26 protein-coding genes and 8 tRNA genes are annotated in these 22,680 nt (G+C 42.3%); 15 read left to right on the forward strand and 19 right to left on the reverse strand.

The window, feature by feature from the left end:
* Positions 1 to 16: 16 nt before the first annotated feature.
* Together NA23_RS06270 and NA23_RS06275 are read right to left on the reverse strand one after the other, a co-directional pair.
* Entirely contained in the window at positions 17 to 778 is a 762-nt protein-coding gene (locus NA23_RS06270) for a TSUP family transporter (RefSeq protein WP_052107182.1), read from the reverse strand.
* Between the two features lie 44 nt (positions 779 to 822).
* Positions 823 to 1,659 (reverse strand): VIT1/CCC1 transporter family protein, encoded by an 837-nt coding sequence (locus NA23_RS06275; protein ID WP_033191902.1) that lies wholly within the window; start codon positions 1,657 to 1,659, stop codon positions 823 to 825.
* 247 nt (positions 1,660 to 1,906) lie between these two features.
* Here NA23_RS06275 and NA23_RS06280 point away from each other — a divergent pair.
* The 15 genes from NA23_RS06280 (at position 1,907) to NA23_RS06350 (ending at position 6,429) form a co-directional block, all read left to right on the forward strand.
* Positions 1,907 to 1,982, forward strand: a tRNA-Glu gene (locus tag NA23_RS06280).
* A gap of 20 nt (positions 1,983 to 2,002) precedes the next feature.
* A tRNA-Val gene (locus NA23_RS06285) sits at positions 2,003 to 2,077 on the forward strand.
* A 44-nt stretch (positions 2,078 to 2,121) separates the two neighbouring features.
* Positions 2,122 to 2,197, forward strand: a tRNA-Phe gene (locus NA23_RS06290).
* Between the two features lie 111 nt (positions 2,198 to 2,308).
* A complete protein-coding gene (gene rpmH / locus NA23_RS06295; RefSeq protein ID WP_033191903.1) occupies positions 2,309 to 2,443 on the forward strand; it encodes a 50S ribosomal protein L34 in 135 nt (44 codons plus the stop codon).
* Positions 2,425 to 2,820: a ribonuclease P protein component gene (gene rnpA, locus NA23_RS06300; protein ID WP_033191904.1), complete on the forward strand. Its 396-nt coding sequence runs from the start codon at positions 2,425 to 2,427 to the stop codon at positions 2,818 to 2,820. The genes rpmH and rnpA overlap by 19 nt, the downstream gene beginning before the upstream one ends.
* Positions 2,792 to 3,064 (forward strand): membrane protein insertion efficiency factor YidD, encoded by a 273-nt coding sequence (yidD, locus tag NA23_RS06305; RefSeq protein WP_033191905.1) that lies wholly within the window; start codon positions 2,792 to 2,794, stop codon positions 3,062 to 3,064. Before rnpA ends, yidD begins: the two co-directional genes overlap by 29 nt.
* Before the next feature lie 21 nt (positions 3,065 to 3,085).
* Positions 3,086 to 4,432 (forward strand): membrane protein insertase YidC, encoded by a 1,347-nt coding sequence (yidC, locus tag NA23_RS06310; protein WP_033191906.1) that lies wholly within the window; start codon positions 3,086 to 3,088, stop codon positions 4,430 to 4,432.
* 53 nt (positions 4,433 to 4,485) lie between these two features.
* The gene (gene jag, locus NA23_RS06315; protein WP_033191907.1) at positions 4,486 to 5,151 is read left to right on the forward strand and encodes an RNA-binding cell elongation regulator Jag/EloR; all 666 of its coding nucleotides are present in this window, start codon (positions 4,486 to 4,488) and stop codon (positions 5,149 to 5,151) included.
* Complete coding sequence (locus NA23_RS06320; protein ID WP_033191908.1) at positions 5,114 to 5,452, forward strand: cupin domain-containing protein; 339 nt, start codon at positions 5,114 to 5,116, stop codon at positions 5,450 to 5,452. Before jag ends, NA23_RS06320 begins: the two co-directional genes overlap by 38 nt.
* A 111-nt stretch (positions 5,453 to 5,563) precedes the next feature.
* A tRNA-Pro gene (locus NA23_RS06325) sits at positions 5,564 to 5,640 on the forward strand.
* A gap of 5 nt (positions 5,641 to 5,645) precedes the next feature.
* Positions 5,646 to 5,721 (forward strand) — tRNA-Gly (locus tag NA23_RS06330).
* A 37-nt stretch (positions 5,722 to 5,758) separates the two neighbouring features.
* Positions 5,759 to 5,835: transfer RNA gene (locus tag NA23_RS06335), tRNA-Arg, on the forward strand.
* 30 nt (positions 5,836 to 5,865) lie between these two features.
* A tRNA-His gene (locus tag NA23_RS06340) sits at positions 5,866 to 5,941 on the forward strand.
* 29 nt (positions 5,942 to 5,970) lie between these two features.
* Positions 5,971 to 6,047 (forward strand) — tRNA-Arg (locus NA23_RS06345).
* A gap of 118 nt (positions 6,048 to 6,165) precedes the next feature.
* Positions 6,166 to 6,429: a stage V sporulation protein S gene (locus tag NA23_RS06350; RefSeq protein WP_033191909.1), complete on the forward strand. Its 264-nt coding sequence runs from the start codon at positions 6,166 to 6,168 to the stop codon at positions 6,427 to 6,429.
* Positions 6,430 to 6,493: 64 nt separating this feature from the next.
* Here NA23_RS06350 and NA23_RS06355 read toward each other — a convergent pair whose 3' ends face one another.
* The 17 genes from NA23_RS06355 to NA23_RS06435 form a co-directional block, all read right to left on the reverse strand.
* Positions 6,494 to 7,609 carry an ABC transporter substrate-binding protein gene (locus NA23_RS06355; protein ID WP_033191910.1) on the reverse strand — a complete coding sequence of 372 codons (1,116 nt, stop codon included), beginning with the start codon at positions 7,607 to 7,609 and terminating at the stop codon, positions 6,494 to 6,496.
* Positions 7,610 to 7,639: 30 nt separating this feature from the next.
* The gene (locus NA23_RS06360) at positions 7,640 to 8,896 is read right to left on the reverse strand and encodes a TrpB-like pyridoxal phosphate-dependent enzyme (RefSeq protein WP_033191911.1); all 1,257 of its coding nucleotides are present in this window, start codon (positions 8,894 to 8,896) and stop codon (positions 7,640 to 7,642) included.
* Between the two features lie 350 nt (positions 8,897 to 9,246).
* Positions 9,247 to 9,546, reverse strand: a complete 300-nt coding sequence (locus tag NA23_RS06365) for a hypothetical protein (RefSeq protein WP_033191912.1) — start codon at positions 9,544 to 9,546, stop codon at positions 9,247 to 9,249.
* 17 nt (positions 9,547 to 9,563) lie between these two features.
* Positions 9,564 to 10,763, reverse strand: coding sequence for a TIGR04013 family B12-binding domain/radical SAM domain-containing protein (locus NA23_RS06370; RefSeq protein ID WP_033191913.1), 1,200 nt, complete (start codon positions 10,761 to 10,763; stop codon positions 9,564 to 9,566).
* Positions 10,764 to 10,790: 27 nt separating this feature from the next.
* Entirely contained in the window at positions 10,791 to 11,030 is a 240-nt protein-coding gene (locus tag NA23_RS06375) for an extracellular matrix/biofilm biosynthesis regulator RemA family protein (protein WP_033191914.1), read from the reverse strand.
* A gap of 32 nt (positions 11,031 to 11,062) precedes the next feature.
* Positions 11,063 to 12,127 carry a DUF933 domain-containing protein gene (locus NA23_RS06380; RefSeq protein ID WP_033191915.1) on the reverse strand — a complete coding sequence of 355 codons (1,065 nt, stop codon included), beginning with the start codon at positions 12,125 to 12,127 and terminating at the stop codon, positions 11,063 to 11,065.
* A 3-nt stretch (positions 12,128 to 12,130) separates the two neighbouring features.
* Positions 12,131 to 13,123 carry a tRNA pseudouridine(55) synthase TruB gene (gene truB, locus NA23_RS06385; RefSeq protein ID WP_052107183.1) on the reverse strand — a complete coding sequence of 331 codons (993 nt, stop codon included), beginning with the start codon at positions 13,121 to 13,123 and terminating at the stop codon, positions 12,131 to 12,133.
* Between the two features lie 9 nt (positions 13,124 to 13,132).
* Positions 13,133 to 14,125 carry a phenylalanine--tRNA ligase subunit alpha gene (gene pheS / locus NA23_RS06390; RefSeq protein ID WP_033191916.1) on the reverse strand — a complete coding sequence of 331 codons (993 nt, stop codon included), beginning with the start codon at positions 14,123 to 14,125 and terminating at the stop codon, positions 13,133 to 13,135.
* A gap of 30 nt (positions 14,126 to 14,155) precedes the next feature.
* Positions 14,156 to 14,992: a DUF368 domain-containing protein gene (locus NA23_RS06395; RefSeq protein WP_033191917.1), complete on the reverse strand. Its 837-nt coding sequence runs from the start codon at positions 14,990 to 14,992 to the stop codon at positions 14,156 to 14,158.
* The gene (locus NA23_RS06400; RefSeq protein ID WP_236938331.1) at positions 14,985 to 15,635 is read right to left on the reverse strand and encodes a metallophosphoesterase family protein; all 651 of its coding nucleotides are present in this window, start codon (positions 15,633 to 15,635) and stop codon (positions 14,985 to 14,987) included. Before NA23_RS06400 ends, NA23_RS06395 begins: the two co-directional genes overlap by 8 nt.
* Positions 15,635 to 17,734 (reverse strand): type I DNA topoisomerase, encoded by a 2,100-nt coding sequence (topA, locus tag NA23_RS06405; RefSeq protein ID WP_033191919.1) that lies wholly within the window; start codon positions 17,732 to 17,734, stop codon positions 15,635 to 15,637. Before topA ends, NA23_RS06400 begins: the two co-directional genes overlap by 1 nt.
* Before the next feature lie 65 nt (positions 17,735 to 17,799).
* Positions 17,800 to 18,783 (reverse strand): 3'-5' exoribonuclease YhaM family protein, encoded by a 984-nt coding sequence (locus tag NA23_RS06410; protein WP_033191920.1) that lies wholly within the window; start codon positions 18,781 to 18,783, stop codon positions 17,800 to 17,802.
* On the reverse strand, positions 18,780 to 19,874 hold the full coding sequence (alr, locus tag NA23_RS06415) for an alanine racemase (protein WP_033191921.1): 1,095 nt from the start codon (positions 19,872 to 19,874) through the stop codon (positions 18,780 to 18,782). The genes NA23_RS06410 and alr overlap by 4 nt, the downstream gene beginning before the upstream one ends.
* Positions 19,875 to 19,917: 43 nt before the next feature.
* On the reverse strand, positions 19,918 to 20,271 hold the full coding sequence (locus tag NA23_RS06420) for a hypothetical protein (RefSeq protein WP_033191922.1): 354 nt from the start codon (positions 20,269 to 20,271) through the stop codon (positions 19,918 to 19,920).
* Between the two features lie 41 nt (positions 20,272 to 20,312).
* On the reverse strand, positions 20,313 to 20,534 hold the full coding sequence (gene rpmB, locus NA23_RS06425; RefSeq protein ID WP_033191923.1) for a 50S ribosomal protein L28: 222 nt from the start codon (positions 20,532 to 20,534) through the stop codon (positions 20,313 to 20,315).
* 139 nt (positions 20,535 to 20,673) lie between these two features.
* Positions 20,674 to 22,089 carry a pyruvate kinase gene (gene pyk / locus NA23_RS06430; RefSeq protein ID WP_033191924.1) on the reverse strand — a complete coding sequence of 472 codons (1,416 nt, stop codon included), beginning with the start codon at positions 22,087 to 22,089 and terminating at the stop codon, positions 20,674 to 20,676.
* A 140-nt stretch (positions 22,090 to 22,229) separates the two neighbouring features.
* Complete coding sequence (locus NA23_RS06435) at positions 22,230 to 22,667, reverse strand: hypothetical protein (protein WP_033191925.1); 438 nt, start codon at positions 22,665 to 22,667, stop codon at positions 22,230 to 22,232.
* Positions 22,668 to 22,680 lie beyond the last annotated feature (13 nt).

The raw sequence follows: 22,680 nt of genomic DNA on the forward strand, positions 1-22,680 counted from the left end.
ACCCCTTGCAGATCAATCAAACTAAGTCCATTAGGACCTTGGTGAATAGAATTATAAGAACAACTATCATGACAGGTTTGATAATCTTTGCCCCTTTTTTCAACGCAAGACCTGAACCAATCCAATTACCAGCAATTCCAAAGAGCGCTGCAGGCAACCCGATTGCATACATGACCTTGCCACCGACAATGAAAGTCAAAAGCGCACCAACGTTGGAAGCCAAGTTCACTATCTTCGCAGTCCCCGATGCACTTATATGATCCAGGGATAATACACTAACGTAGAGTATTATCAAAAATGTGCCAGTCCCCGGTCCAAAGAAGCCGTCGTACATTCCTATGGTTAGGCCAATGAGTCCAGAAATTAAAATGGTGCGGATTTTGGAAATATTTTCTACTTCATACGTTGCAGATCTCTTCGGATTTGCTAAAAGCACAACCACAGCCGCAAAAGGTATTAAGAAAGCCAAGATAACTTTCAAAACGCTATCACTTAGTACAAGAGCAAGCCTTGCGCCGATATGTGAGCCTATGAGTGAACCAATAACAGAAGGAACAGCAACAACGTAAACTATGGCTCTACCTTTTGCATACCTCAACGTGCTGAAAATCGTTCCAATCGTTGACGAAAGTTTGTTCGTTGCGAGTGCATTGTGACTCGGAAGGCCTATAAAAAGGTAAGCTGGAAGGGAAATGAGCCCTCCACCCCCGGCGATAGAATCGACAAATCCAGCTAAAAAAATCAAAGGATAAAGCACTATTAAATCTTTCAGGTTCACGCTAACCACTCACCTTATGTGATTAATGTTTAGTATTCAGCGTTTTATAGTGTAGTAATATGAACGATCTTCTCCAACACCCAACCTATCAGATACGCAACCGCTGCCGAAAGACCACCCACAAATAGCATTTCGATACCGCCTTTGTACCACTTTACACCGGTAACAATTTGGCGAAGCGCCCCAACAAAGAACAAAGTTGCAGCGGTTATGATACACGATGCCAAGAACTGATTTTGCGCCAAAATCTGGGATTGCGAAGCAAATACATACGCAATCAACGGCATGAAACCAGCGATGACAAAAGACAAAAACGTCACAACGGCACTTTTCAGAGGATTAGTGTCGTCCTCAAAGAGCCCTAGTTCTTCATGCAACATCGTATCTACCCAGATCTCCTTATTACTCGTAATTGCATCCACAAGATTTTCCAACTTCTCGCCACTTAGACCTTTTCTTTTGTATATCTCTTTGACTTCCAGCTTTTCGGCTTCTGGCATGTGTTCAACTTCCCACATCTCACGTTCTTTCTCGTATCTTATGTAGTCCTTCTCTGATTTCTCTGAAAGATAATCGCCTATTGCCATAGAAATACCATCCGCAAAAAGGTTCGCCAAACCAACGATAATGGCGATTTTCGGATTCAGGTTAGCTCCCGCTATTCCGGAAATTGCGGCAAACGTTGTCACGATACCATCACTTGCCCCGTAAACGGCTTGGCCAATGTACTTGCCTTGCTCAGTTTTGTGCCATGGTTCTTTTCCTATCTGTTCTGGTGAGTGGAGTTTTCTGTGAGTTTCCAGATCACCTTTTCGAAAAGCATCACTGGCAAGTGCTGGTCTTGATTTTGGTCTTAGCTTGGAGAACAACACTCTAAACACATCCAATACCTCCCTTCCATAGCACAGTTACAAACTTAATTTCATTATACCACAGGTCCGTCTCTTGAAACGTCAAAAAAGAAAGCAAAGAATATTTTCTCAGCTATCCGATACAAAATGTTAACCTTTTCTTTTCATACGAACATATTCAAACCCACTTGACAAAAATTTTTTCTTTGGTATTATTGGTAACGGTCACTGATTTCACGGACAAATCACGTGAAAAAAGTGAAGTTGTCAAATGAACGCCCCCATCGTCTAGCGGTCTAGGACACTGGCCTTTCAAGCCAGCGGCACGGGTTCGAATCCCGTTGGGGGCGCCAGTTTTTAAACAGGATTGGTTGGGTGCGTAGCTCAGAGGGAGAGCGTCTGCCTTACGAGCAGAAGGTCGTAGGTTCAAGTCCTGCCGCACCCACCAGGTGGAAAAAATGAATCGAAATGATTATATAAAAACTTAAAGGTGGCCAGGTAGCTCAGTTGGTAGAGCAGTGGACTGAAAATCCACGTGTCGACGGTTCGATTCCGTCCCTGGCCACCAGTTTTTTGTTTATATTAAGTGAAATAAATCAAAAAATCACGTGTTGAATAAACAGAAAGATTTGGTATAATCGGAATTAGACCTACTATAGAAAGAAGAGGAGGAAGTGCTATGAAGAGAACTTACCAACCGTCTCGCATTAAGAGGAAAAGAACACATGGATTCCTTGCAAGAAAGTCCACGCCTGGTGGAAGAAGAGTTTTGAAGAACAGAAGAAGAACAGGTAGATGGAGACTCACGGTCTGAAAAGGTATACGTTCAGAAAGAGAGAGCGCCTGAGACTCAGGAGGGATATATCCCTCGTTTTTAGATTCGGAAAGGCAATTCAGAGTGAGAATTTTGTAGTCCTTTACAAGAAAAACGGACTTGATTACAGCAGATTGGCTATTATCGTTAAACGGAAATTTGGAAAGGCGAACCGCAGAAACAAATTGAGAAGATGGATCCGTGAATGCTTTAGGCTGAACAAAGATATTATTCCAAAAGGGTACGATTTTATCGTTATAGCGAGGAGAGCCTTGTCTGAAAAATTTGAAAACAGCAGTTACAAAAGCGTTTGTGAATCACTTTTGGAGAACTTTGAGAGGTTAATTGATGCGGAAAGCAATACTGGCAGTTATTAGATTTTACCAAAATTACATTTCTCCTCTAAAACCTCCGACATGCAGGTTTGAACCAACTTGTTCCACATACACGTATCAAGCTGTGGAAAGGTTTGGTGTTTTCAAGGGACTCCTCCTGGGTTTCTGGCGCATTCTCCGATGTAATCCTCTCTCAAAAGGTGGATACGATCCTGTCCCTGAAGAGTTCTCAGTATTCCATGTACACCAAAAGAACGCTTCGAAAGAACATCAAAAAAATAAATAGCATCCAAAGGAGGCGGTCGAATTGAGAAAACTAACCGTCATTTTTTTGTTGTTAATAACGATGATAGTGGGGTTGACTGGTTTTGCTGGATTCTTTGTTGAAGAACGTGTTGATTCTATTGTCATCACGTCGAAATATCTTCAGGTAGAATTAGGTAAGGATGGTAATTTGCAAAAGGTTTCACATATGCTCGGCAGAGCATACCTGTTTTACGTAAACGACAACGATGGCTTCGATCTGTTTGACTCACAAGGCGAAAAACTCTCAGTCGCGACACCAACGTACCATATTCAGTACGCAGAACGATCAAAAGATTCGAAAGATTCCTATGAGAGTGTAAAAGTCATTTTCAACTACGAAAACGGGATTGAAAAGGTCTATTCTTTTGACAAAAGGTTTTACACTTACACTTTCGATGTAGAGATTCACTCTCCAGAGGAAATTAAAGTAGCACTACCATTAATTTGGGACAAATCAACGATTCGCTCAGCGGTAAATTTCTTCGTCTCATTTAGACCTGATAGGGATTATTCATCGATCGTTAAATTCTCAGGTAAATTGGATCAGACACATGTTGTCGGAAAAGACTTCAACTTCACAGTTTACATGGGACCTTACAAGAAAGTCGTTGTGAAACATGTTTTCAAAGAAGACTACGAAAGGCTGGCAACGCTTGTAAAAACTATTCCAGGTGTTGGAAACTGGTACAGTTTTATATCCGATGGCCTCAACGAGTTCTTCAGCTGGATAAACTCGTTCACAAAAAACTTTGGTCTAACGATTATCATATTCACCATTATAGTTAGGCTGGTACTTTATCCCTTCTACCACGCGCAGACCAAACAGATGATTCAGATGAGAAAACTACAGCCAGCCGTTGAAGCTATCAAGAAGAAGTACAAAGATCCACAAAAGCAGCAAGAAGAGTTAATGAAGCTTTACAAGGAAAACAAAATTAACCCCTCAAGTGGTTGTTTGATGTTACTTATCCAACTACCGATCTTTATGCTACTTTACGGAGTAATTCAAAGCTACCAGGAACTCTTCTCCGTATCCCCAGGTTTCTTGATCTGGAAAGACCTTTCCACTGGTGGATGGGCAAATAACTGGCTGTTCCTTGTGATAACGATAATTACAAGTTACTACCTTGCACTTATCACAAGTCAAGACAGCAGGACAGCATGGCAACAAATACTCATGGGGGCCATATTCCCATTCTTCTTCATAAGTTTACCAAGCGGTATATTCTTGTACTGGACTATGAACTCAATAATTCAGCTTGGTATAACTTACTACATCTACAAGAGGTACAAGATTAAAGGCATTACTCATCACGAACTCTGGGGAGTCCAGAAAAAGAAGGCATAAACCAGAAAATAAACATGAGAGAAAGTACGCAGTAAGACAAAGGGGTGGGTGACTTGAAGACGATAAACTACGTAGGAAAAAGTGTTGATGAGATACTTCAGCAGTTCAGAACCGAACACGACGTTCTGGACGGAGAGTACGAAATAAACGTTATCGACAAAGGAACTCATGGAATATTTGGACTTTTTGCAAGAGATGCGGTAGTAGAAATCACGATAACAAACAAGTACTATGAAAGAAAGCTCAGAGAATTTCTGGAAGAAATTTTCAAACGCTTCGGTGTCGATTACTTTGTCGAAATAGCAAGTCGCGGTAAAACATTCATTGCAACGTGTCACAGCGAAGAAATCGGAAAGCTAATCGGCAAGCACGGAAAAGGATTGGGCGCACTGCAACACCTTGCGAACATATATCTTAACAGATTAACAGACACAAAAGTCACTGTTATCATCGACGCAGGAAATTACCGCGAAAAGCGAAGAGAACAATTAGAAAAGATCGTTGAAACGGCGATTGAACGTGCTCGAAAATTCGGCAAGGTAAAACTGGATCCAATGTTTGCATTCGAAAGAAAAATCGTACATGAGCTTGCCAAGAAACACAAAGATATACATACTTACTCCGAAGGTTTGGAACCTTACAGGTACGTAGTAATAGAAGCAAAAAGGAGGGGGAAGAATAATGAAGATAGGAAACATTTCAGAAATGCAACCACTTGAAATTGACGGTGGTAATATATTGAAACGTGTTCTTATAGGTCCGAGGGATGGCGCACCAAATTTTGTGATGAGGCTTTTTACCTTAAAACCAGGTGCCTCCACACCGTACCATACTCATCCGTGGGAACACGAAGTATTTGTGGTTGATGGGGAACTCGAAGTTGTGAAAAAGGATGGTAGGATAAAGGTTTCAAAAGGCTCTTTCGTGTTCGTTGAACCAAACGAGGAACACCAGTTCCATAACTTCACTGATAAAGAAGCGTCCTTTATCTGCGTCATTCCAAAGGAAGGCGGCGAATAACACAACTTAATTAGTGCTCCACAATCAACACAAAATTAACGTAGTTTTATCTCTTTCGTTTACTTGACACTCAAAAACGACTGTGCTATAATAACTTTCGGTCTTTCGTGTCGGGGCGTAGCGCAGTTGGCTAGCGCGCCGGTCTTGGGAACCGGAGGACGCTGGTTCAAGTCCAGTCGCCCCGACCAGCGATGCGGGTGTAGCTCAATTGGTAGAGCATCGGCCTTCCAAGCCGAGGGTTGCGGGTTCGAGTCCCGTCGCCCGCTCCAGAATCTTTTGGTAAGCTTTGCACCAAAAAGTTGGTTTGCGGCCGTAGCTCAACAGGATAGAGCATCGGACTTCTAATCCGAGGGTTGTGGGTTCGAGTCCCGCCGGCCGCGCCAAAAGAATAACTCAATAGAAAACTATCTGTGGTGGCTATAGCTCAGCTGGCAGAGCGCCTGACTGTGGATCAGGTGGTCGAGGGTTCAAATCCCTCTAGCCACCCCAGTTTTTTATATAACATAATCATCAGGGACGCGCTCGTAGCTCAACTGGATAGAGCGTCGGACTTCGGATCCGATGGTTGCGGGTTCAAGTCCTGCCGGGCGCGCCAGATTTTGAAAAACAATAGCGTTCTATTTGCAAACACGGTCGAGAAGTACGGTTGCCATTCTCCAGTGCTTAAAACAAACTACTGAACTATCAGGCGCCAGAAAAGGGGAGGTAGAACTATGGAAGTACTAAAAGTCTCTTCAAAATCAAACCCAAACAAGGTAGCAGGTGCTTTGGCTGGAGTTATTAGAGAAAAGGGCAAAGCCGAGATCCAGGCAATCGGTGCTGGTGCTGTCAACCAGGCAGTCAAAGCAGTTGCAATTGCAAGAGGTTACCTTGCACCAAGTGGCTATGACCTCGTCTGCGTTCCAGCATTCACGGATGTAACGGTAGAAAATGAAACAAGAACAGCACTTAAGTTCATTGTCTTCCCCAGAGAATAAAACTAAAAATTAAAACTTACTAAAACAAAGCGGTCCAAACGGACCGCTTTTTGTTTTTGAAATACTATTTCAGAGATAAGGATGATACCTTGCTAAAGAATTTCATGCCATCGCTTTTGACAACCAGAATAACTACATCCTTCGTTGCGTTCCCGTCTTTGCCGATGCTGATTAAACCAGTAACTCCGTCAAAGTTCGTTATCTGCCTTACAGCAAGCGCTATCTTTTCAGGATCCGTGGACTTGGCATTTTCAATAGCTTTCAGCAAAATCATGTAAGCATCATATCCAAGTGCAGAAAGTGTTGATGGTTTTTCACCGTACTTTTTTTCATACAAACTCACAAATTTCTTTGCCGTACTTGTCTTTGCTGCGTCTGGATGGTAGTGGTCAGAAAAGTACAGCCCCTCAACTGCGCTTCCTCCTATCTTAATTAAGTCTGGAGCATTTGCCCCGTCCCCAGCAAGAATGGCTCCTTTGAATCCCAAAGACCTTGCCTGCTGTGCAACTAAGGCAATTTCATTGTAATAACCGGCAATCAGGATTGCTTGGCTACCAAAAGCTATCGCTTGGGAAATCTGTGCGCTAAACTCCTGGTCACCTGTCTTATACTGAACCTGTAGTACTTTACCGCCGTATTTTTTGAACCGCTCAATAAAATAATTCGACAATCCGACACTGTAGTCTTGTTCGATATCTGTAAAGACAGCTATTTTATCCAGCTTCAGATTCCTTGCAGCAAATTCCGCCAGTGCTGTTCCCTGAACGGGATCTATGAAACATACCCTTGAAACGAACCGTTTTCCCTGCGTAACGAGTGGGTTTGTGGATGCAGGGCATAGAAGTGGAACCTTCCTGCTCTCAGCTATCTCTGCTGCAGCCATAGAATTTCCACTCATTATCTCTCCTATCACGGCTACAACTTTATCTTTGTCTATCAATCTCGACATTGCGTTTGCCGCCTCTGTCTTCTCACTTCTGGTATCTGCATAGACAAGTTGGATTGGATCACCAAGAACCGTACGTTTTTCCTCGTGGGCAAGTTCTATACCCTTTCTCACCAAATCACCTGCAGCTGCAAGTGGACCTGTTAGCGGCAGTAAAACTCCTACCTTCACAACTGCAAAAATATTCAGACATATTAACAAGAAAGGTACTACAATCGATTTTTTAGCAACCATACAACAAAAGCCTCCTTTCTCAGCGTTTAACTATGCGTTAATATAAGCACTCAAGTCAAAATATCCATGACCAGAAAGTGTAAAAACAATCGTCTTTTTCTCGTTTTTCTTAGCTTCCTTAATCACATACGCAACCGCGTGCGCCGATTCGGGTGCTGGGACGATCCCTTCAACTCTTGCAAAGAGTTTCCCCGCTTGGAATACCTCATCTTGACTCACGGCAACTGCCGAAATGAGTTTTTCGTGAAGTAGTTTGGAAACGATAGGTGCTGCTCCGTGGTATCTTAATCCACCTGCATGGATTGCCGGAGGGACGAAATCTTTGCCGAGCGTGTACATCTTCATCATCGGTGTCAGACCTGCTGTATCCCCAAAATCGTACCGATATTCGCCCTTTGTTAGAGATGGGCAACTCTCTGGTTCAACCGCAATGATTTTTATGTCTTTTCCGTTAAGAACATCTGGGATAAATGGAAGTATTGTACCACCAAAGTTCGAGCCTCCCCCATGGCAGGCAACGACCATATCGGGTATGATTTTCAATTTTTTAAGCTGCTCTTTCAATTCAAGACCAATCACCGTTTGGTGTAACAACACGTGATTTAAGACGCTGCCCAATGCGTATTTTGCATCATTTTGCTTAAGTACAGTCTCTATCGCTTCAGAGATGGCTATTCCAAGTGTTCCGGGATGTTCACCATCAAACTTTTGGCCAAATCGCGTCAGACTACTTGGACTAGGGACGACATTCCCATCGAAAATGTTCATTAGCAACTTTCTGAAAGGTTTCTGGTAGAAGCTGACTTTAACCATAAAGATACGAACTTCTAAACCGAACTTCGCACCAGCGTACGAAAGAGCGCTCCCCCACTGCCCCGCTCCTGTCTCAGTAACCAGCGTCTTTGTCCCACTAATTTTGTTGTAGTACGCCTGCGCAAGTGCCGTGTTTGTTTTATGACTACCGGTTGGGCTTACTCCTTCGTATTTGTAGTAAATTCGCGTTTGAGTTCCGAGGTATTCTTCCAAAAACCGTGCTCGAACAAGCGGTGTCGGTCTGTAGACGGCGTATTCTCTCAGAACAGGTTCTGGAATGGGGATGAACCTTTCGTCACTCATTTCTTGCTCAAGCAATGGCTCAGGAAATATCGCAAGCAGCTTTTCAGGTTTCATCGGCTCACCCGTTGCAGGATCAAGTGGCGGATCAAGTTTGAACGGCAAATCTGCAAGCACGTTGTAGTAACTTTTAGGCATCTCCTCAGGTTTTAAATACACAACTTCTCTAAACATAAAACCCCCTCCTTCTCAAGCGTTAGTATCATCTTTTAAATAAAAAAAGCCGGGTACGATGTCTTAATTCGTACCCGGCGATTGTCCACATGATTTCGTTTTGTCGTTGCCTACAGTTTGCTACGGCAACAACAAGCTGGCGGACAACCACCGGTTGTCCACCACCACCAGAAATTCTTGGAAAATATTGGTTTTTGATTAACCGTTAGGTTCGAAGTGTTCTTTCCCATAATCATCCCGCCTTGAAGCATTATGAACTGATTTGCGCTGATTTGTTCGTTTTACGTATTTTATCACAAGGCTCTGAAAAAAGTCAATATAGGAAAAATTTCTTGGTTCACAATACATTCTCACGATTGTGCTTTGCATTTCTCAATCAATTCATTCATGTATTTATCCATCATCTCTTCAACCTTTTCTTTCATACCAGGCATTCCAAGGAAGGAAGAGTCAACCGTTATTATGATTCTGTCATTCTGAATTTCTATAGTGCCTTTCCCAAATATACTCACCTTCGCCTCGAAGATGTTCTCGCTAACTCTTGTTATCTTCACATTGAACTTGGAGATGTACGGCTCAACTTCTTTCATAGCAATTTCGTAAAGTCTTTCTGGATCGCAAGAATGAACGTACTCTCTTCTAATCGTCATACCTGCCTCCTACCCCCTCAAAAAGAGTTTCCCGCCTTGAGTTTTATATTTTGAGCCGCCTTCTTGGCTAGCTCCTCTTGTTTTAGCCAGTAACCATCGAGGATACCTTTGGCTGCGAGCTGTCCTAAGAATTTGTAGTGGTAATCTTGTAAAATACCGGGTCCGACACTGGCAAGTGGAGTACCTGGAAGTGGCATGAATGTGTGTGCGTGAATCTTAGAGTTGTACTTTTTCACAATTTTCTCTATGAAATTAAACGTCTGCTCTACGTCCTCTTTTGTTTCGAACGGAAAGCCAAAAATGAAGTCTACCTTCGCGTAAAAACCGTTTTGGGCCAAGATTTCAAGTGCTTCTTCGACTTTCTCAATGGTGTGACCCCGACGTATAAGGTTGAGAATCCTGTTGCTACCGCTTTGAGCACCTATTACAACATAATTATGGTTTACGTACTTCTTAACGACCTTGACCATCTCATCTGTGACACTCTCGGGCCTGACGTCAGATGGAAACGTGCCGAAGTAAATTTCCTTAACACCTGTGGACTTTACTTTGAAAAGCAATTCATCCACAATATCCGGTCTTGGTGTGACACCGTTCTTACTGCCGTATCCAAAGGCATTCGGGGTGATGAATCTAGCGATGGTCTTACCGTGTTTTACAGAAATTTTCTCGTATTCAACTATCTGTTCAATATCCCTGTGTCTTACTACCTTTCCCGCCAACCTCGGTGTTTGACAGTAACCACAATCAAAGGGGCATCCTCTTGAAATTTCTATAGGCATAAATAACTTCTTTTTCTCGCATATGGGCGGAAATTTATTCAGGTCAACTCGATTCTTTATCCCATCGAACATCCTGTTCTCAGGCCTCTCGCCCTTTAGGAACCTAACGATGTTCTCTTCTCCATCGCCAAGGAATACATAATCGAACCCGAGTTTCAACATTTCAAAAGGTAAAGCCGTCGTGTGAGGTCCACCTGCAATTACCGTGTAACCGTGGCTCTTAAGTAGCCTTAACTCTTCAACGACTGTATCCAAATCGAATGTCATAAATGAAAAAGCAACTGCAGTATCCGTTACCGGATACTGCAAGATTTCAGCAACATTTTTAGTTTCTAAGATTTCTATGTCGTTGACCTCACTTAGTATGGCTCCAACGATTGCTGTTACACTGTACCGATTATGCTTTGTTGTTCTGAATACAAGTCGTTTAAACATACTTTCCCTCTTTTGAAATACCTCCTACTAACCCCATATCTTCTTCCTTACTTCGAGTGCTGGTTCTGCAAGAAGTAGTGAATGCCCACTGTCCATGAAAATTATCGATTTGCACTCTTTTCCATACGACAAGTTAACCATCTTACCACCGATTTGGTTACTTGCCCTTATGCGCCTCGAAACCGTCGACGTGACAGGTACTACGGCGACCACCCTGTCTCTTACAACGTAGATGTTCTCGTTTATCCTCGCAACTGCTTCGGACATATTCCTACCCCCATTTCGCCGTCTTTACTTTTCTATACATTGAACCTTATTGTTATTATATCACCATCTTCAACGATGTAATCTCTTCCAACAAGCTTCATCAATCCTGCATCCTTTAGCGCCTTTTCAGAACCAAGTCTTATTAAATCGTCGTATTTTATAACCTCTGCGCGGATGAAGCCTCTTGCCAAATCACTGTGAATCACACCTGCTGCATCGACTGCAGTTGCGCCCTTTCTAAGGGTCCAAGCTCGGACTTCGTCTTTACCAACTGTGAAGAACGAAATCAGTCCAAATTGGGTGTAAAGTGCTCTTGAGAGCCTTTCGATCCCAGTTTCTTCTGTTCCCAGTTCCTTTAGAAACTCCATCTTCTCTTCTTCGCTCAACGAGTTCAGTTCCATCTCCAATTTTCCGCACAGTTCGACATAGGCAAATCCGTTGTCCTGGCAAAGTTTTAAGACTTCATCTTTTGTTTCGTAATTCTTTTCAGCGAATTGTTCTTCATCAACGTTGACCACAACACCTATGGGCTTCAACGTAGCGAGGGAAAAACCGCCAAGCATCTTCTTTTCTTCGTCTGTAAGCTCTATCTTCGACAACAGTTGCTCGTTTTCCAAGGTCTCTTGCAAACGTTTCAAGAGTTTGAGTTCTACTTCTTCTTTTGGCTCAAGCTTTCTCTTTGCGTTTTCTAATCTGCTGATTCTATTTGTTACCACGTCGAGGTCTCTGAATAAGAACTCGTCCAACGTGGCTTTAAGTTGATCTATTGGCTTTTCTACTTCGGGATACGGAACATTGTCACTTCTGAACGCTCGAACAACTATGAGCATTGCTTCGACGTTTTGAATAGCATTGAACACGGCTGTTCTTTCCTTTATGTCTTTTATCTTCAAAGCTGGTGTGTCGAAGAATTCCAGCGTTGCGTACGTTACCTTCTTTGGTTCGTACATTTTTGCAAGGATATCGACCCTTTTATCGTGAACTTTTGCGGTTCCTTTTTGATGCTCCTGAGAAAACAGGTCCACTTCAATCCCGGTGAGCAATGAAAATATCGTTGTCTTACCAACTTGGGACAGACCAACGATTCCTACCTTCATTTTCTATTCCTCCTTGAATACCTTTAATAATGTTGCGATTCGTTCGTTTCTATTGTGTCTTTTCAACGTCTCGATAAAATCCGAATTCCTCTCGGCCCGTGCAATTGCAATTAGTTTCCCGTTGTAAAACAACTGAACTAACTGGTCCTTCTTAAAGGTTTCATATTCCATAATGTCTTCCACTTTCGGCTGAACACCGTTGTATACTTTCTCCTGGCTTCCTACAATTATTTTTGGAAAATCAAGCACTCTCTCCAACGGGATTAAATTTTCCAGCACCACCCTTTGCAAATTCTCGAAAGTTTCAGAATCAAAATTTTTAGGTTCTGGAATCATAATTGCATCTTCAACTACGAACTTTCCAACGGATATCCTCCTAAGTTCCACCGCCGTTGCTCCGCAACCCAACTTGTAGCCTATGTCCATACACAGACTTCTTATATACGTGCCCGAAGAGACCTTCGTTGTAAACTCTATTTCAGGTAAGGAAATTTTTATGCCCCAAATATCGTATATCGTTACTTCTCGCGGAGGAAGGTTTATGATCTTCCCTTTCCTTGCAAGTTCATACAGCTTTTTTCCTTGATATTTCTTAGCGGAATACGCTGGTGGAACCTGTTTGTACGTACCCACAAAGGATCTTATCGCATGCAACACATCTTCTTCAGAAAGCTTCGATACTTCTTCAGAATGGTCTTCCATAACTTGACCGGTTATATCAAACGTATCTGTGATTATTCCCAATCTGAACTTTACTTTGTAGACTTTGTCTTCATGTTGTAGATACTCAAGTAGTCGCGTAGCTTTTCCTACACCAACGATAAGAAGTCCAGTAGCAAACGGATCCAATGTCCCGGCATGGCCGACTTGTCTTATTCGGAGTAACCGTCTTATTCGTTCCACAACGTCATGAGACGTCGGCCCTTTTTCCTTGTCTACCAAGAGTATTCCAGAAACTGTAGGTAGCACAACATCACTCCAAGTCTTTCTGCTCATGTTTTAAACTTACCAATTTTCCAGAAACCTAACATCGTTTCGCACCAAGTCTCTGATATCTTTTACACCGTATTTTACCATTGCAATCCTTTCTATTCCAAGCCCAAACGCAAGTCCGCGCCATTGTTCTGGGTCGTATCCGACGTTCTTGAAGACATTCGGATGGACCATACCTGCACCAAGAACTTCGAACCATCTGCCGTTAAAGTATATATCAACTTCGAAACTCGGCTCGGTGAATGGGAAGTAGCTCGGTCTTAACCTCACTTTTGTGTTTTCGCCCAAAAGTCTTCTTGCGAACTCTTCCAAGAAATACTTCAGGTGTTTTACCGTCACATCGTGATCCACGTAAAGTCCTTCCATTTGGGTAAACATCGGAAGATGTGTAGCGTCGTAATCCCTTCTGTAAACTCTACCTGGTGCAACGATGGCAAGAGGTGGTTTTCTTGAAAGCATCGTTCTTATTTGAACAGGAGAGGTGTGTGTTCTAAGCATGTATTCATCGTTGATGTAGAATGAATCGTGTGAATCTCTTGCTGGATGCCATTCAGGTGTATTGAGTGCATCGAAATTGAACCATGGCTGTTCAATTTCCGGACCTTCTACAACAGAAAAGCCCATGGAAATGAATATATCCTCAAGTTCTCTTTGAACTTTGGTGATTATATGCAGGTGTCCACGCGACCTGCGTGCCCCCGGCATCGTCGGATCAACCCACAGCTTTTTGTAAAGCAACTGTTTTTCATTTTCTATCAACTCGTCTTTTCTTTTTTCAAGCAAGCTTTCTATTTCATCTTTCAGCTCGTTAACAACCTTTCCAAAGTTAGGTCTCTCTTCTGGTGGTAGTTCTTTCAACTTCTTCATCAAAGACGTAACAATTCCAGATTTTCCCAAGTACTTTACCCTTAAATCGTTGAGCTGTTTACTATCCGATGCACTTGAAATCTCGCTTTTCGCACGTTCAAGTATACTTCTAAGCTCTTCAGAGTATCCTGAAACCATTTGTATTCCCCCTTATGAATTCTTTTTAAATTATCTCTCAAAATTACCAAGTGCGTAGACAACTATGCCTCCTACCGCAATCCAGATGAACATTCCCAAAGTACTCCCTGTACCGTGATACGCTGGAGTTATCGGGTACAAAGATCCGGCAAGCAGACCAAGTATGAAGTTCAATATGGATACCTTTGCCTTTTCAAACCAGATTTTCAATAGCTTCGAAATGGCTCCAACACCTATCAATACACCTGTTCCGAGAACTAAAAGAAAGAAGATATCGGAAGACGTAAATCCACCACTGGTGATTTTTGTCAATTTAGAAACCGTTTTTACTGCAGTCTCGTAGTATCCGATGAGCATGAGCATAAGTGAGCCGCTCAAACCGGGCAATACCATAGAAGCCCCCGCAATCGCACCGGAAAGTGCCAAAAGAAGGTAATCAGTAGCAGTCTTAACCGAAAGCGTGTGGTAGCGCTGGGCCTTTTCAAAAATGTAGGGAATTACAACTATAGATAGTCCTATTATAAACTCAACAAAACGGAAATGTGAGAACATCTTTCTGAAATTCCACAACGATAAAAGTATGAGACCGAAAAAGAAACTGTAAGTGTAGAACGGATAGTTTTGAAATGCCCATGTGAGTAACTTGCTACCCGTTACGATACCGATAAGAATCCCAATACCTAGGGTTACGATGAAAATCAAGTCTTTCTTATTGAATTTGAATCCCATTATGTCGTTTATAACATCTATGAACCTCTCGAAAATCCCCATTATCACGGCAATCGTTCCACCGCTAACTCCCGGGATCACATTTGCCCATCCCATAAAAACACCTACTATTATTGGTCTGATTATTTCATCATACATTACTGCACACCTCCTGAACAACAGTTCCCATTTTTAGCTCAATAGCTGTTAGTTTACCTCCGTAGACACATCCGGTGTCGATGCCTATCTTGTCTGCGTCCTTGTACACATCTTCAAACGGGGTATGACCAAAGATTACTATAAAGCCAAGATTGTGCCTTTTGCGTATGAACTCTTCCCTAATCCAAATTAAGTCCCTTGGTTCTTGCCTATTAATCAAAACATTTGGTCTTACACCACCGTGGACAAAGAGGTAATTTCCCTCTATGTGGTAATACTTCGTGTTTCTGTAAAAATTCATGTGCTCTTCACTTGTTTCAAGTTCCAGAAGATTTCCGTAACTTCTAATCGTAGCCTGCGCTCCGTTTAAGTTCCATAAAAAAATGTCGTCGTTATTGTCTACAACATCAAGTAACATCTGCTCATGGTTACCTCTCAAAAATACGCACTGTACTCTCTTGGAAAGATGGATCAGAAAATCAACTACGCCTTTAGAATCTGGTCCTCTGTCTATGTAATCACCAAGGAAGATTAATTTATCACCTTCACCTGGTGATATCTTCTCTATCAGTCGCTCCAAAGGTCTTAGACAACCGTGGATATCACCAATCGCCCAGAGTCCCATTCGAGAAACACCTCTCATTATTTCTTCTTCGCTTTTGATGAGGCACTTTTGGTACTTGATTTTTTGCTTCCTGAAGTTCTTCTCTTTCGGTAGAATTTTCTATTACCAGAGTTGGCTGACGATTCTTCACTTTGCACACTATTTTTTTCACCGTTCTCTTCTTGACTCTCTTGTTCTTCTAAAACGTACAACTTGTTTCCATCTATGACGCCGAACACATCCGATTTCAACGCCTTGTTCGTTTTGCAGTTTGGACAATGCAAATACAAGCCGTACTTCCCAACCTTGAGTTTGTAATTACCTGAGCAATCCTCACAAGTTATATCGGTGTCAAAGTCTATTGCAAAGAACTCGTTTTTGGCTCTCTCAAGGTCTTTGTTGAACTCCTTTAGGAACGACTTAACGACTTCTTTCCAATCCTTCTTGCCGTTCTCTACCTCGTCGAGTTCCTTTTCCATCTCAGCCGTAAACCCCTTGTCAACTATATCTGGAAACCTTTGCTCGAGATAATGGTTCACAACGAACCCAAGGATTGTAGGTATCAGTGTCTTTCTTTTCTTAACCACATAACCTCTGTCCAGAAGCGTTTGAATAATAGTTGCGTATGTACTCGGTCGTCCTATTCCTTCCATCTCGAGCGTCTTGACAAGAGAAGCTTCTGTATATCTATCCGGAGGTGTCGTCTGCGCTTCTGCAGATTTCGGTTCGACTAAGTATTCTTGGTCTACTTTCAACTCCTTGTGTTTTTCGCTCGGTTCGTTATCTATCGTGTACACTTTCTCAAAACCGTCGAATATACGTTCCCTTATGCTCGCTTCAAAAACGTACTTTCCACTCTCGAAATCGTAGCTGTACTGTTTGTAAATAGCGCTGCTCATCTGCGATGCGATGAACCGTTTCCAGATGAGTTCGTACAACTTATGGTGGTCCTTATCTAGTAATTCTTTCGCCTTTTCGGGTGTAATATTCACATCGACAGGTCTTATACATTCGTGTGCATCCTGCATCTTACCTTTCGTCTTTGAGCCCTTCTTTGATGCAACTTCTGAACTTTCGTTGAGATATTCTCTTCCGAAATTCTTCAAAATAAACTTTTCCGCAGCTTCTTTAGCCACGTCTGACACCCTTGTTGAATCTGTTCTCATGTAAGTTATGAACGCGGTATGACCTTCTTTTGTATCCACGCCTTCGTACAATTCCTGGGCAATTTTCATCGTTTTGGAAACTGGAAAACCGAGTTTGCTTGCAGCGTCCTGCTGCAAAGTACTGGTTATGAATGGTGCAGGTGGGTTCTTTCTTACTTCCTTGACATCGATGTCTACCAATCGTACGCTCTTAACTTTTTGAAGTACATCTTTCGAGATTTCTTCAGTGATATCGGTAGGTTTTATTTTCTTTCCATCGACCTTCGTTAAGTACGCTTTCAAACCAGCGATATCTATCCAGACCTTGAAATATTTTTGCGGGACAAATCTGTAGCGTTCCCTTTCACGTTCACAAATTATCTTCAATGCAGCTGATTGGACTCTTCCAGCACTCCTTGCATCCTTTATGATACGCCAAAGTAATGGGCTAATCATGTAGCCCACAATTCTATCAAGTACCCTGCGTGCAAGTTGTGCGTTTACCTTGTTCATATCTATCTCTCGAGGATTCTTAACCGCTTCTTTTATTGCACGCTCGGTGATTTCTGTAAACGTAATTCTATTCTTTCCTTTAACTCCGAGGATTGTTGAAAGATGCCAAGCTATAGCTTCACCTTCGCGGTCTTGGTCAGACGCAAGTAGTACCTCTTTCCCGGAAGTCATCTTCTTTATCTGCTCAACTACACTTTCCTTGCCTGGAATAATCTCAAAATCCAGTTTGAGTGAATTCAGGTCTACTCCAAATTGCTTTTGAGGCAGGTCTCGGATATGACCTTTTGAGGATATGACTTGATAATCGTTTCCGAGAATTCGCTCTATTGTCTTCGCTTTCGCAGGTGATTCAACGATAATTACTTTCTTCTTACCGCCTTTGGATTCTTCGTTCTTGCTTTGTCCTTTCAATTCAATATCAGCGCTCTGGTTATCCAATTCGTTTTTCTTATCTTTTTCAACGACTTTAGATTTTGCCATAGCTTCCACCTACTTCCTATCTTTCCGCGTCATAAGATATAAATCGAAAATCAAATTTTATGCTATTATTTGAGGAAGAACCTTCTACTGAGATTGGAATCGTATTCACTCCAACTCTTTTCTCTATCTTCCTTATCAATAATCTGCATCACTCTATTCACTTTAGAATCCATGTTTTCAACAAAATGGAGTACGAGTGCCTCGGGGGTTTTCGGCAAGACAGGCGAACCCCATTCAAATTCGCCGTGATGCGATGCGATAAGGTGCTTTAGTTTCAGCAACTTTTCGTATGGTATTCCCTTAGCTTTTTGAGACAACATTTCAACTCCGATGACTATATGCCCCATCAATTCACCTTCGGTTGTGACCTCTATGCCGTTGTAATTGACCATATACTCTTTGACTTTCCCAATATCATGCAGAAGCGCTCCTGTAACAAGAAGGTCTCTGTCGAGTTGGCCATAAATTTTGCAGATACTATCCACAAGTTTTGCGACGTTTAAAGAATGTTCCAGTAACCCGCCTTTGTATGCGTGATGTATCCTCATACCCGCAGGTGCACTTTTAAACATCTCTACAAAGTTTTTATCCTCAACGAAGAACCTTTGCAGAATCGTTTTGTAGTCCTCATCCCGAATGGTGTCGATTAGCCTGAGCAGTGATTTATACATCTCATCAACGTTTTCAACACTTTTTACAAAGCGTTCTATATCATATTCATTCTCGGAAAGTCTTCTTACAGCATCCTGTTCGTTCAAGACGTTAATTTGCACGCGCTCTTCGAAATATACCACTCTTCCTCTCACATTGACAACATGACCAACCTGGAGCTTTTCGTCATTTGATTCAGCGTTGTACCAATCGATCGCTCGAACACTCCCGGTTCGATCTTCCAAAGTCAAAAGCAAGAATTTTTTTCCGTCCTTGGATTCCTGAAGCTTCTTGCTTCTAATTTTGTATATCCCATCAATTTCTTTATCGATCCAGTTTTTTAATTCCTCCACATAGGGAGATCTGAGCTTTTCGAGAGCCTCTCTAAATCCGTTCACAATTCCAACCCCTCGTATTTTCTCGGTACCCGCTCTGAAATTCTGCAGGTTACCTCGTAATTTATAGTCCCTACCAATTTTGCAATCTCTTCCGCAGTAATCTGATTTGAACCTTGTTTGCCGATGAGAACAACTTCGTCTCCAATCTTTACGTCATCTAAATGGCTGACATCCACCATGAACTGGTCCATACAAACCCTTCCAACGATTGGGCATCTTTCTCCATGAATTAGAACGTATCCTTTATTGGATAAACTCCTCCAGTATCCATCAGCGTATCCAACAGGAATAGTCGCGATTTTCATTTCACTATAAGCTGTAAACGTCCTACCGTAGCTCACAGTATCACCAGGTTGTATGGTTTTCACATGCGAAACGATGGTTTTCCAAGTCAGCACGGGTTTCAATTTTTCACTCTGAACCGTGTCCCCTGGTTGCAGACCGTAGCTCGCTATTCCTACCCTGACGTAGTCAAAGCAATTCACAACTTTTGAAATCCCTGCTCCACTGTTGCAAACGTGTTTTATCTTAACATCGAGATCAAGTCTTGAAAATTCTTCTGCTTGTTTTTTAGTGAATGCAACATCCGACTCTTCCAAGCTGTCTGCTACAGCAAAGTGAGTATATGCCCCTTCGACCTCGAATCCTGCTTTTCTTACCGCTTCAAGAAATTCCTGCGCTTGTTCAGTAGGAACTCCCAACCTACGCATCCCCGTGTCTATCTTAATGTGACATCTTGGTTTCAGCACTTCCTTTGAATACCTCCAAAGCTGTTCCCAAGAGTAAAGTGTGATTGTGATGTTATGTTTGTAAGCTATCGTTAGCATATCTGGTTCTACGTAGTTGAAAACCAAGATGTTGGATTTCAAACCATGTTCACGCAGCTCAAGTGCTTCTTCCAAAAACGCCACGGCAAAATAGTCTATCCCAGCACGCTCAGCTGCCTTTGCCAAAACCACGGCACCATGTCCATACGCATTTGCCTTGACCACAGGCATAACTTTTGCCGGCGCGCAGTGCTCTTGGAAGAACTGAAGATTGCTAAGATAATTTCTAACATTTATCACTGCAAATGTCCTTCGACTTTCCACAAACAGCGCCTCCCAACCCTCGTATTAAGATGCAATTTCCCAATTAAAACCGACTTTTAGAAGTTTTACTGGGAATCATATGTATGTTTTCCATAGGAGGTAACCTGTACACCCTCCATCTTGTTCTTATCTTCGTTGCAAACAATCCATCCTCAACCTCAATTATATCACTTAACGGCACAGAAAAGTATATCGTTGAAAGTTCGCTGTTTGAGACTTCCAGCTTTAAGATAAGGCTTTCTACTAAAAGTAATAACAGACCGGCGTAGCTGGACATAACTAGAAAGAGCACCAAACTCGATAACTGCAAAGAAAAAAGATAGAGCACAACTGGTGTGCTCGATATAACTGATGATAATATTAGCAATTTATACCACTTCTTCACTCTCATGACCATAATCATCTACCTTCAAAAAAAGCGGGGTGTTTCCCCGCTTTTTATGCCTCCACTGAAACGGATTGTGATTTGCTTACGTACCTTTTGACCTTTCCAGCCTTCAGACAGCTTGTGCAGACGTTCATCCTTTTTACAGTTCCGTCATCAAGCAAAACTCTCACTTTCTGGACATTTGGCTTGAACCATCTGTTCGTGTGTCTGTTGGAGTGGCTGACGTTTTTACCTGCTCTTGGTTCTTTTCCGCAAATTTCGCACTTTGCCATGACCGCTTCCTCCTTTATTTTGATTTTAATTGCTTTATATTTCCTGTGTTTCAAACAACACGGTAGAAACCACTACGTGGTATATTATACCAATTCTCTTTGCAAATTCAAGTAGGATTTTTTGTAGCTTTCGTTAATTTTATTTGATTTCTTGGACTTGGACTGTATTAGTTGTTCCGGGTTTTCCCCATGGAATACCGGCAACGATAACAACCTTATCACCGGTCTGGACAAATCCGAGTTCTTTTGCCTTTCTTGTAACCTCTTCTATCATCTCGTCCGTTGTTAAGCTCCTTTCGAGCATTACCGGAACCACACCCCAAACCAAAGACAACCTGCAGAAGGTTTCGTAGCAGTTTGTTGCAGCCATTATAGGTATCGATGGTTTGTATTTAGAAACATGTATAGCAGTTGCCCCTGTACCCGTTGCCGTTATTATGAGCTTTGCATCGATGTTCTTAGCCAGATTCGTCGCTGCATAGGAAATGGCACTTGGCAAATCCAAACTCGAGGAATACTCTTTTAACCAGTCGAGCCTAAACGTTTCGTACTCTTCCATGTAAGCCTCCGTGTTCTTAGCAACCTCATCCATAACTCGGACCGCTTCACATGGATACTTACCGATGGAGGTCTCCGCTGATAGCATTACCGCATCTGTTCCGTCCAAAATAGCGTTGGATATATCCGTTACCTCGGCTCTCGTTGGAGTTGCACTATTTATCATACTTTCAAGCATCTGCGTTGCAGTTATTACGGGCTTTTTGTAAAGATTGGCAACCTCTATTATCCTTTTCTGAGCGATTGGAACCTGCGCTATCGGTATTTCTACGCCTAAATCTCCACGCGCAACCATAACAGCATCAGCCTTTAGAACAATTTCTTCCAAGTTGTCTAGCGCTTGAGCAGTTTCTATCTTAGCTACGATGGGAATACTTGTTAACTTCTTCGCATCTTCAACGTCTTTCGCCTTTCTGACAAATGACAGTACGAAGTAATCTATGCCTTCCTCGTTCCCGAGTTGGATGAATTCTTTATCCCTTTCTGTGATGGATGGTATAGAAACATCGACGCCCGGAAGATTAACACCACGCTTGTGAGTGATTGTTCCTCCACGTTCAATCGTGCACAATATCGTCTTACTTGACTTATCGACACTCTTTACACTTAATGCCACAGCTCCGTCATTTATTAGAATCTTCTCGCCTGGCTTGATTTCTTCATACAACTTATCGTAATTTATCCAGAAACGCTGTGCGTTCCCGACGAATTCTTCGCCGCAGATAACCTCAACCTCTTTTCCATCCTCAAGCGTTACATATTCCGTTTCAAACTTACCAGTTCTTATCTTCGGACCTGCCAAATCAAGAAGTATAGCGAACTGATATCCTCCTTCTCTTACCCTCTTTAGTCTCTTAATTCTTTCCCTGTGGACATCGATAGTTTCATGAGAAGAGTTCAACCTAAAGACATTAACTCCGCACTCTAAGAGTTTAACGATATTCTCTTCTGATTCACTTGCTGGTCCTATAGTTGCAACTATCTTCGTTTTTCGCACGTTTACACCTCCAATCTACGTTTTTCTAATGTATGCTTTACATTTCCAGTTCGTACCTTTTTCATATTATACCACAAAAACGAAAGAAAAAAGCCCGCATTTAACAAGATGCGGGCTTTCATTTCTATCGAAACGCAAAGTTACTCTATGTTCCACTTCATTATACCAATAACAATCACAGCTACGTAAGTCCAAGTGATTGAGAACAGCGGTATGAGTGCTGCGCTCTTCACCCAGAAGAAATCAATGATATTCAGAACTATCATTATCACACTCATCAAAACCGCTTTCCTCATACCTTGCCTAACTCTCAGCTCTCCAAAATCCCTTGCGATAAGGAACGTAAAAACTGCCAAAATCACGTAGGCTACAGGTGATATGGAGAGTCCGAGTTTAGTGAAGAAAGCTTTGAAGTCTCCTGAAAAGAACCCAACGGAAATAAGTATGTACACTGCGGATACAACGTTTGCAATATTCATTGAAGCCTTGGCTTGCTGTACCACGGCAAGTAGTATAGGTACCGCTAAGACGATGTTGGCAATGAACATCAAGACAGAATAAGCATTCACGTTTGTCATTTGACCACATCCT

Origin of the sequence: Fervidobacterium islandicum, assembly GCF_000767275.3 — a bacterium.
GTDB classification, from domain to species: domain Bacteria; phylum Thermotogota; class Thermotogae; order Thermotogales; family Fervidobacteriaceae; genus Fervidobacterium; species Fervidobacterium islandicum.

Coding starts and splice junctions, on each gene's coding strand:
- rpmH (WP_033191903.1), top strand. CDS start 2,309: ATGAAGAGAACTTACCAACCGTCTCGCATTAAGAGGAAAAGAACACAT.
- rnpA (WP_033191904.1), top strand. CDS start 2,425: ATGGAGACTCACGGTCTGAAAAGGTATACGTTCAGAAAGAGAGAGCGC.
- yidD (WP_033191905.1), top strand. CDS start 2,792: ATGCGGAAAGCAATACTGGCAGTTATTAGATTTTACCAAAATTACATT.
- NA23_RS06320 (WP_033191908.1), top strand. CDS start 5,114: ATGAAGATAGGAAACATTTCAGAAATGCAACCACTTGAAATTGACGGT.
- NA23_RS06350 (WP_033191909.1), top strand. CDS start 6,166: ATGGAAGTACTAAAAGTCTCTTCAAAATCAAACCCAAACAAGGTAGCA.
- NA23_RS06355 (WP_033191910.1), bottom strand. CDS start 7,609: ATGGTTGCTAAAAAATCGATTGTAGTACCTTTCTTGTTAATATGTCTG.
- NA23_RS06360 (WP_033191911.1), bottom strand. CDS start 8,896: ATGTTTAGAGAAGTTGTGTATTTAAAACCTGAGGAGATGCCTAAAAGT.
- NA23_RS06365 (WP_033191912.1), bottom strand. CDS start 9,546: ATGACGATTAGAAGAGAGTACGTTCATTCTTGCGATCCAGAAAGACTT.
- NA23_RS06370 (WP_033191913.1), bottom strand. CDS start 10,763: ATGTTTAAACGACTTGTATTCAGAACAACAAAGCATAATCGGTACAGT.
- NA23_RS06375 (WP_033191914.1), bottom strand. CDS start 11,030: ATGTCCGAAGCAGTTGCGAGGATAAACGAGAACATCTACGTTGTAAGA.
- NA23_RS06380 (WP_033191915.1), bottom strand. CDS start 12,127: ATGAAGGTAGGAATCGTTGGTCTGTCCCAAGTTGGTAAGACAACGATA.
- truB (WP_052107183.1), bottom strand. CDS start 13,123: ATGAGCAGAAAGACTTGGAGTGATGTTGTGCTACCTACAGTTTCTGGA.
- pheS (WP_033191916.1), bottom strand. CDS start 14,125: ATGGTTTCAGGATACTCTGAAGAGCTTAGAAGTATACTTGAACGTGCG.
- NA23_RS06395 (WP_033191917.1), bottom strand. CDS start 14,992: ATGTATGATGAAATAATCAGACCAATAATAGTAGGTGTTTTTATGGGA.
- NA23_RS06400 (WP_236938331.1), bottom strand. CDS start 15,635: ATGAGAGGTGTTTCTCGAATGGGACTCTGGGCGATTGGTGATATCCAC.
- topA (WP_033191919.1), bottom strand. CDS start 17,734: ATGGCAAAATCTAAAGTCGTTGAAAAAGATAAGAAAAACGAATTGGAT.
- NA23_RS06420 (WP_033191922.1), bottom strand. CDS start 20,271: ATGGTCATGAGAGTGAAGAAGTGGTATAAATTGCTAATATTATCATCA.
- rpmB (WP_033191923.1), bottom strand. CDS start 20,534: ATGGCAAAGTGCGAAATTTGCGGAAAAGAACCAAGAGCAGGTAAAAAC.
- NA23_RS06435 (WP_033191925.1), bottom strand. CDS start 22,667: ATGACAAACGTGAATGCTTATTCTGTCTTGATGTTCATTGCCAACATC.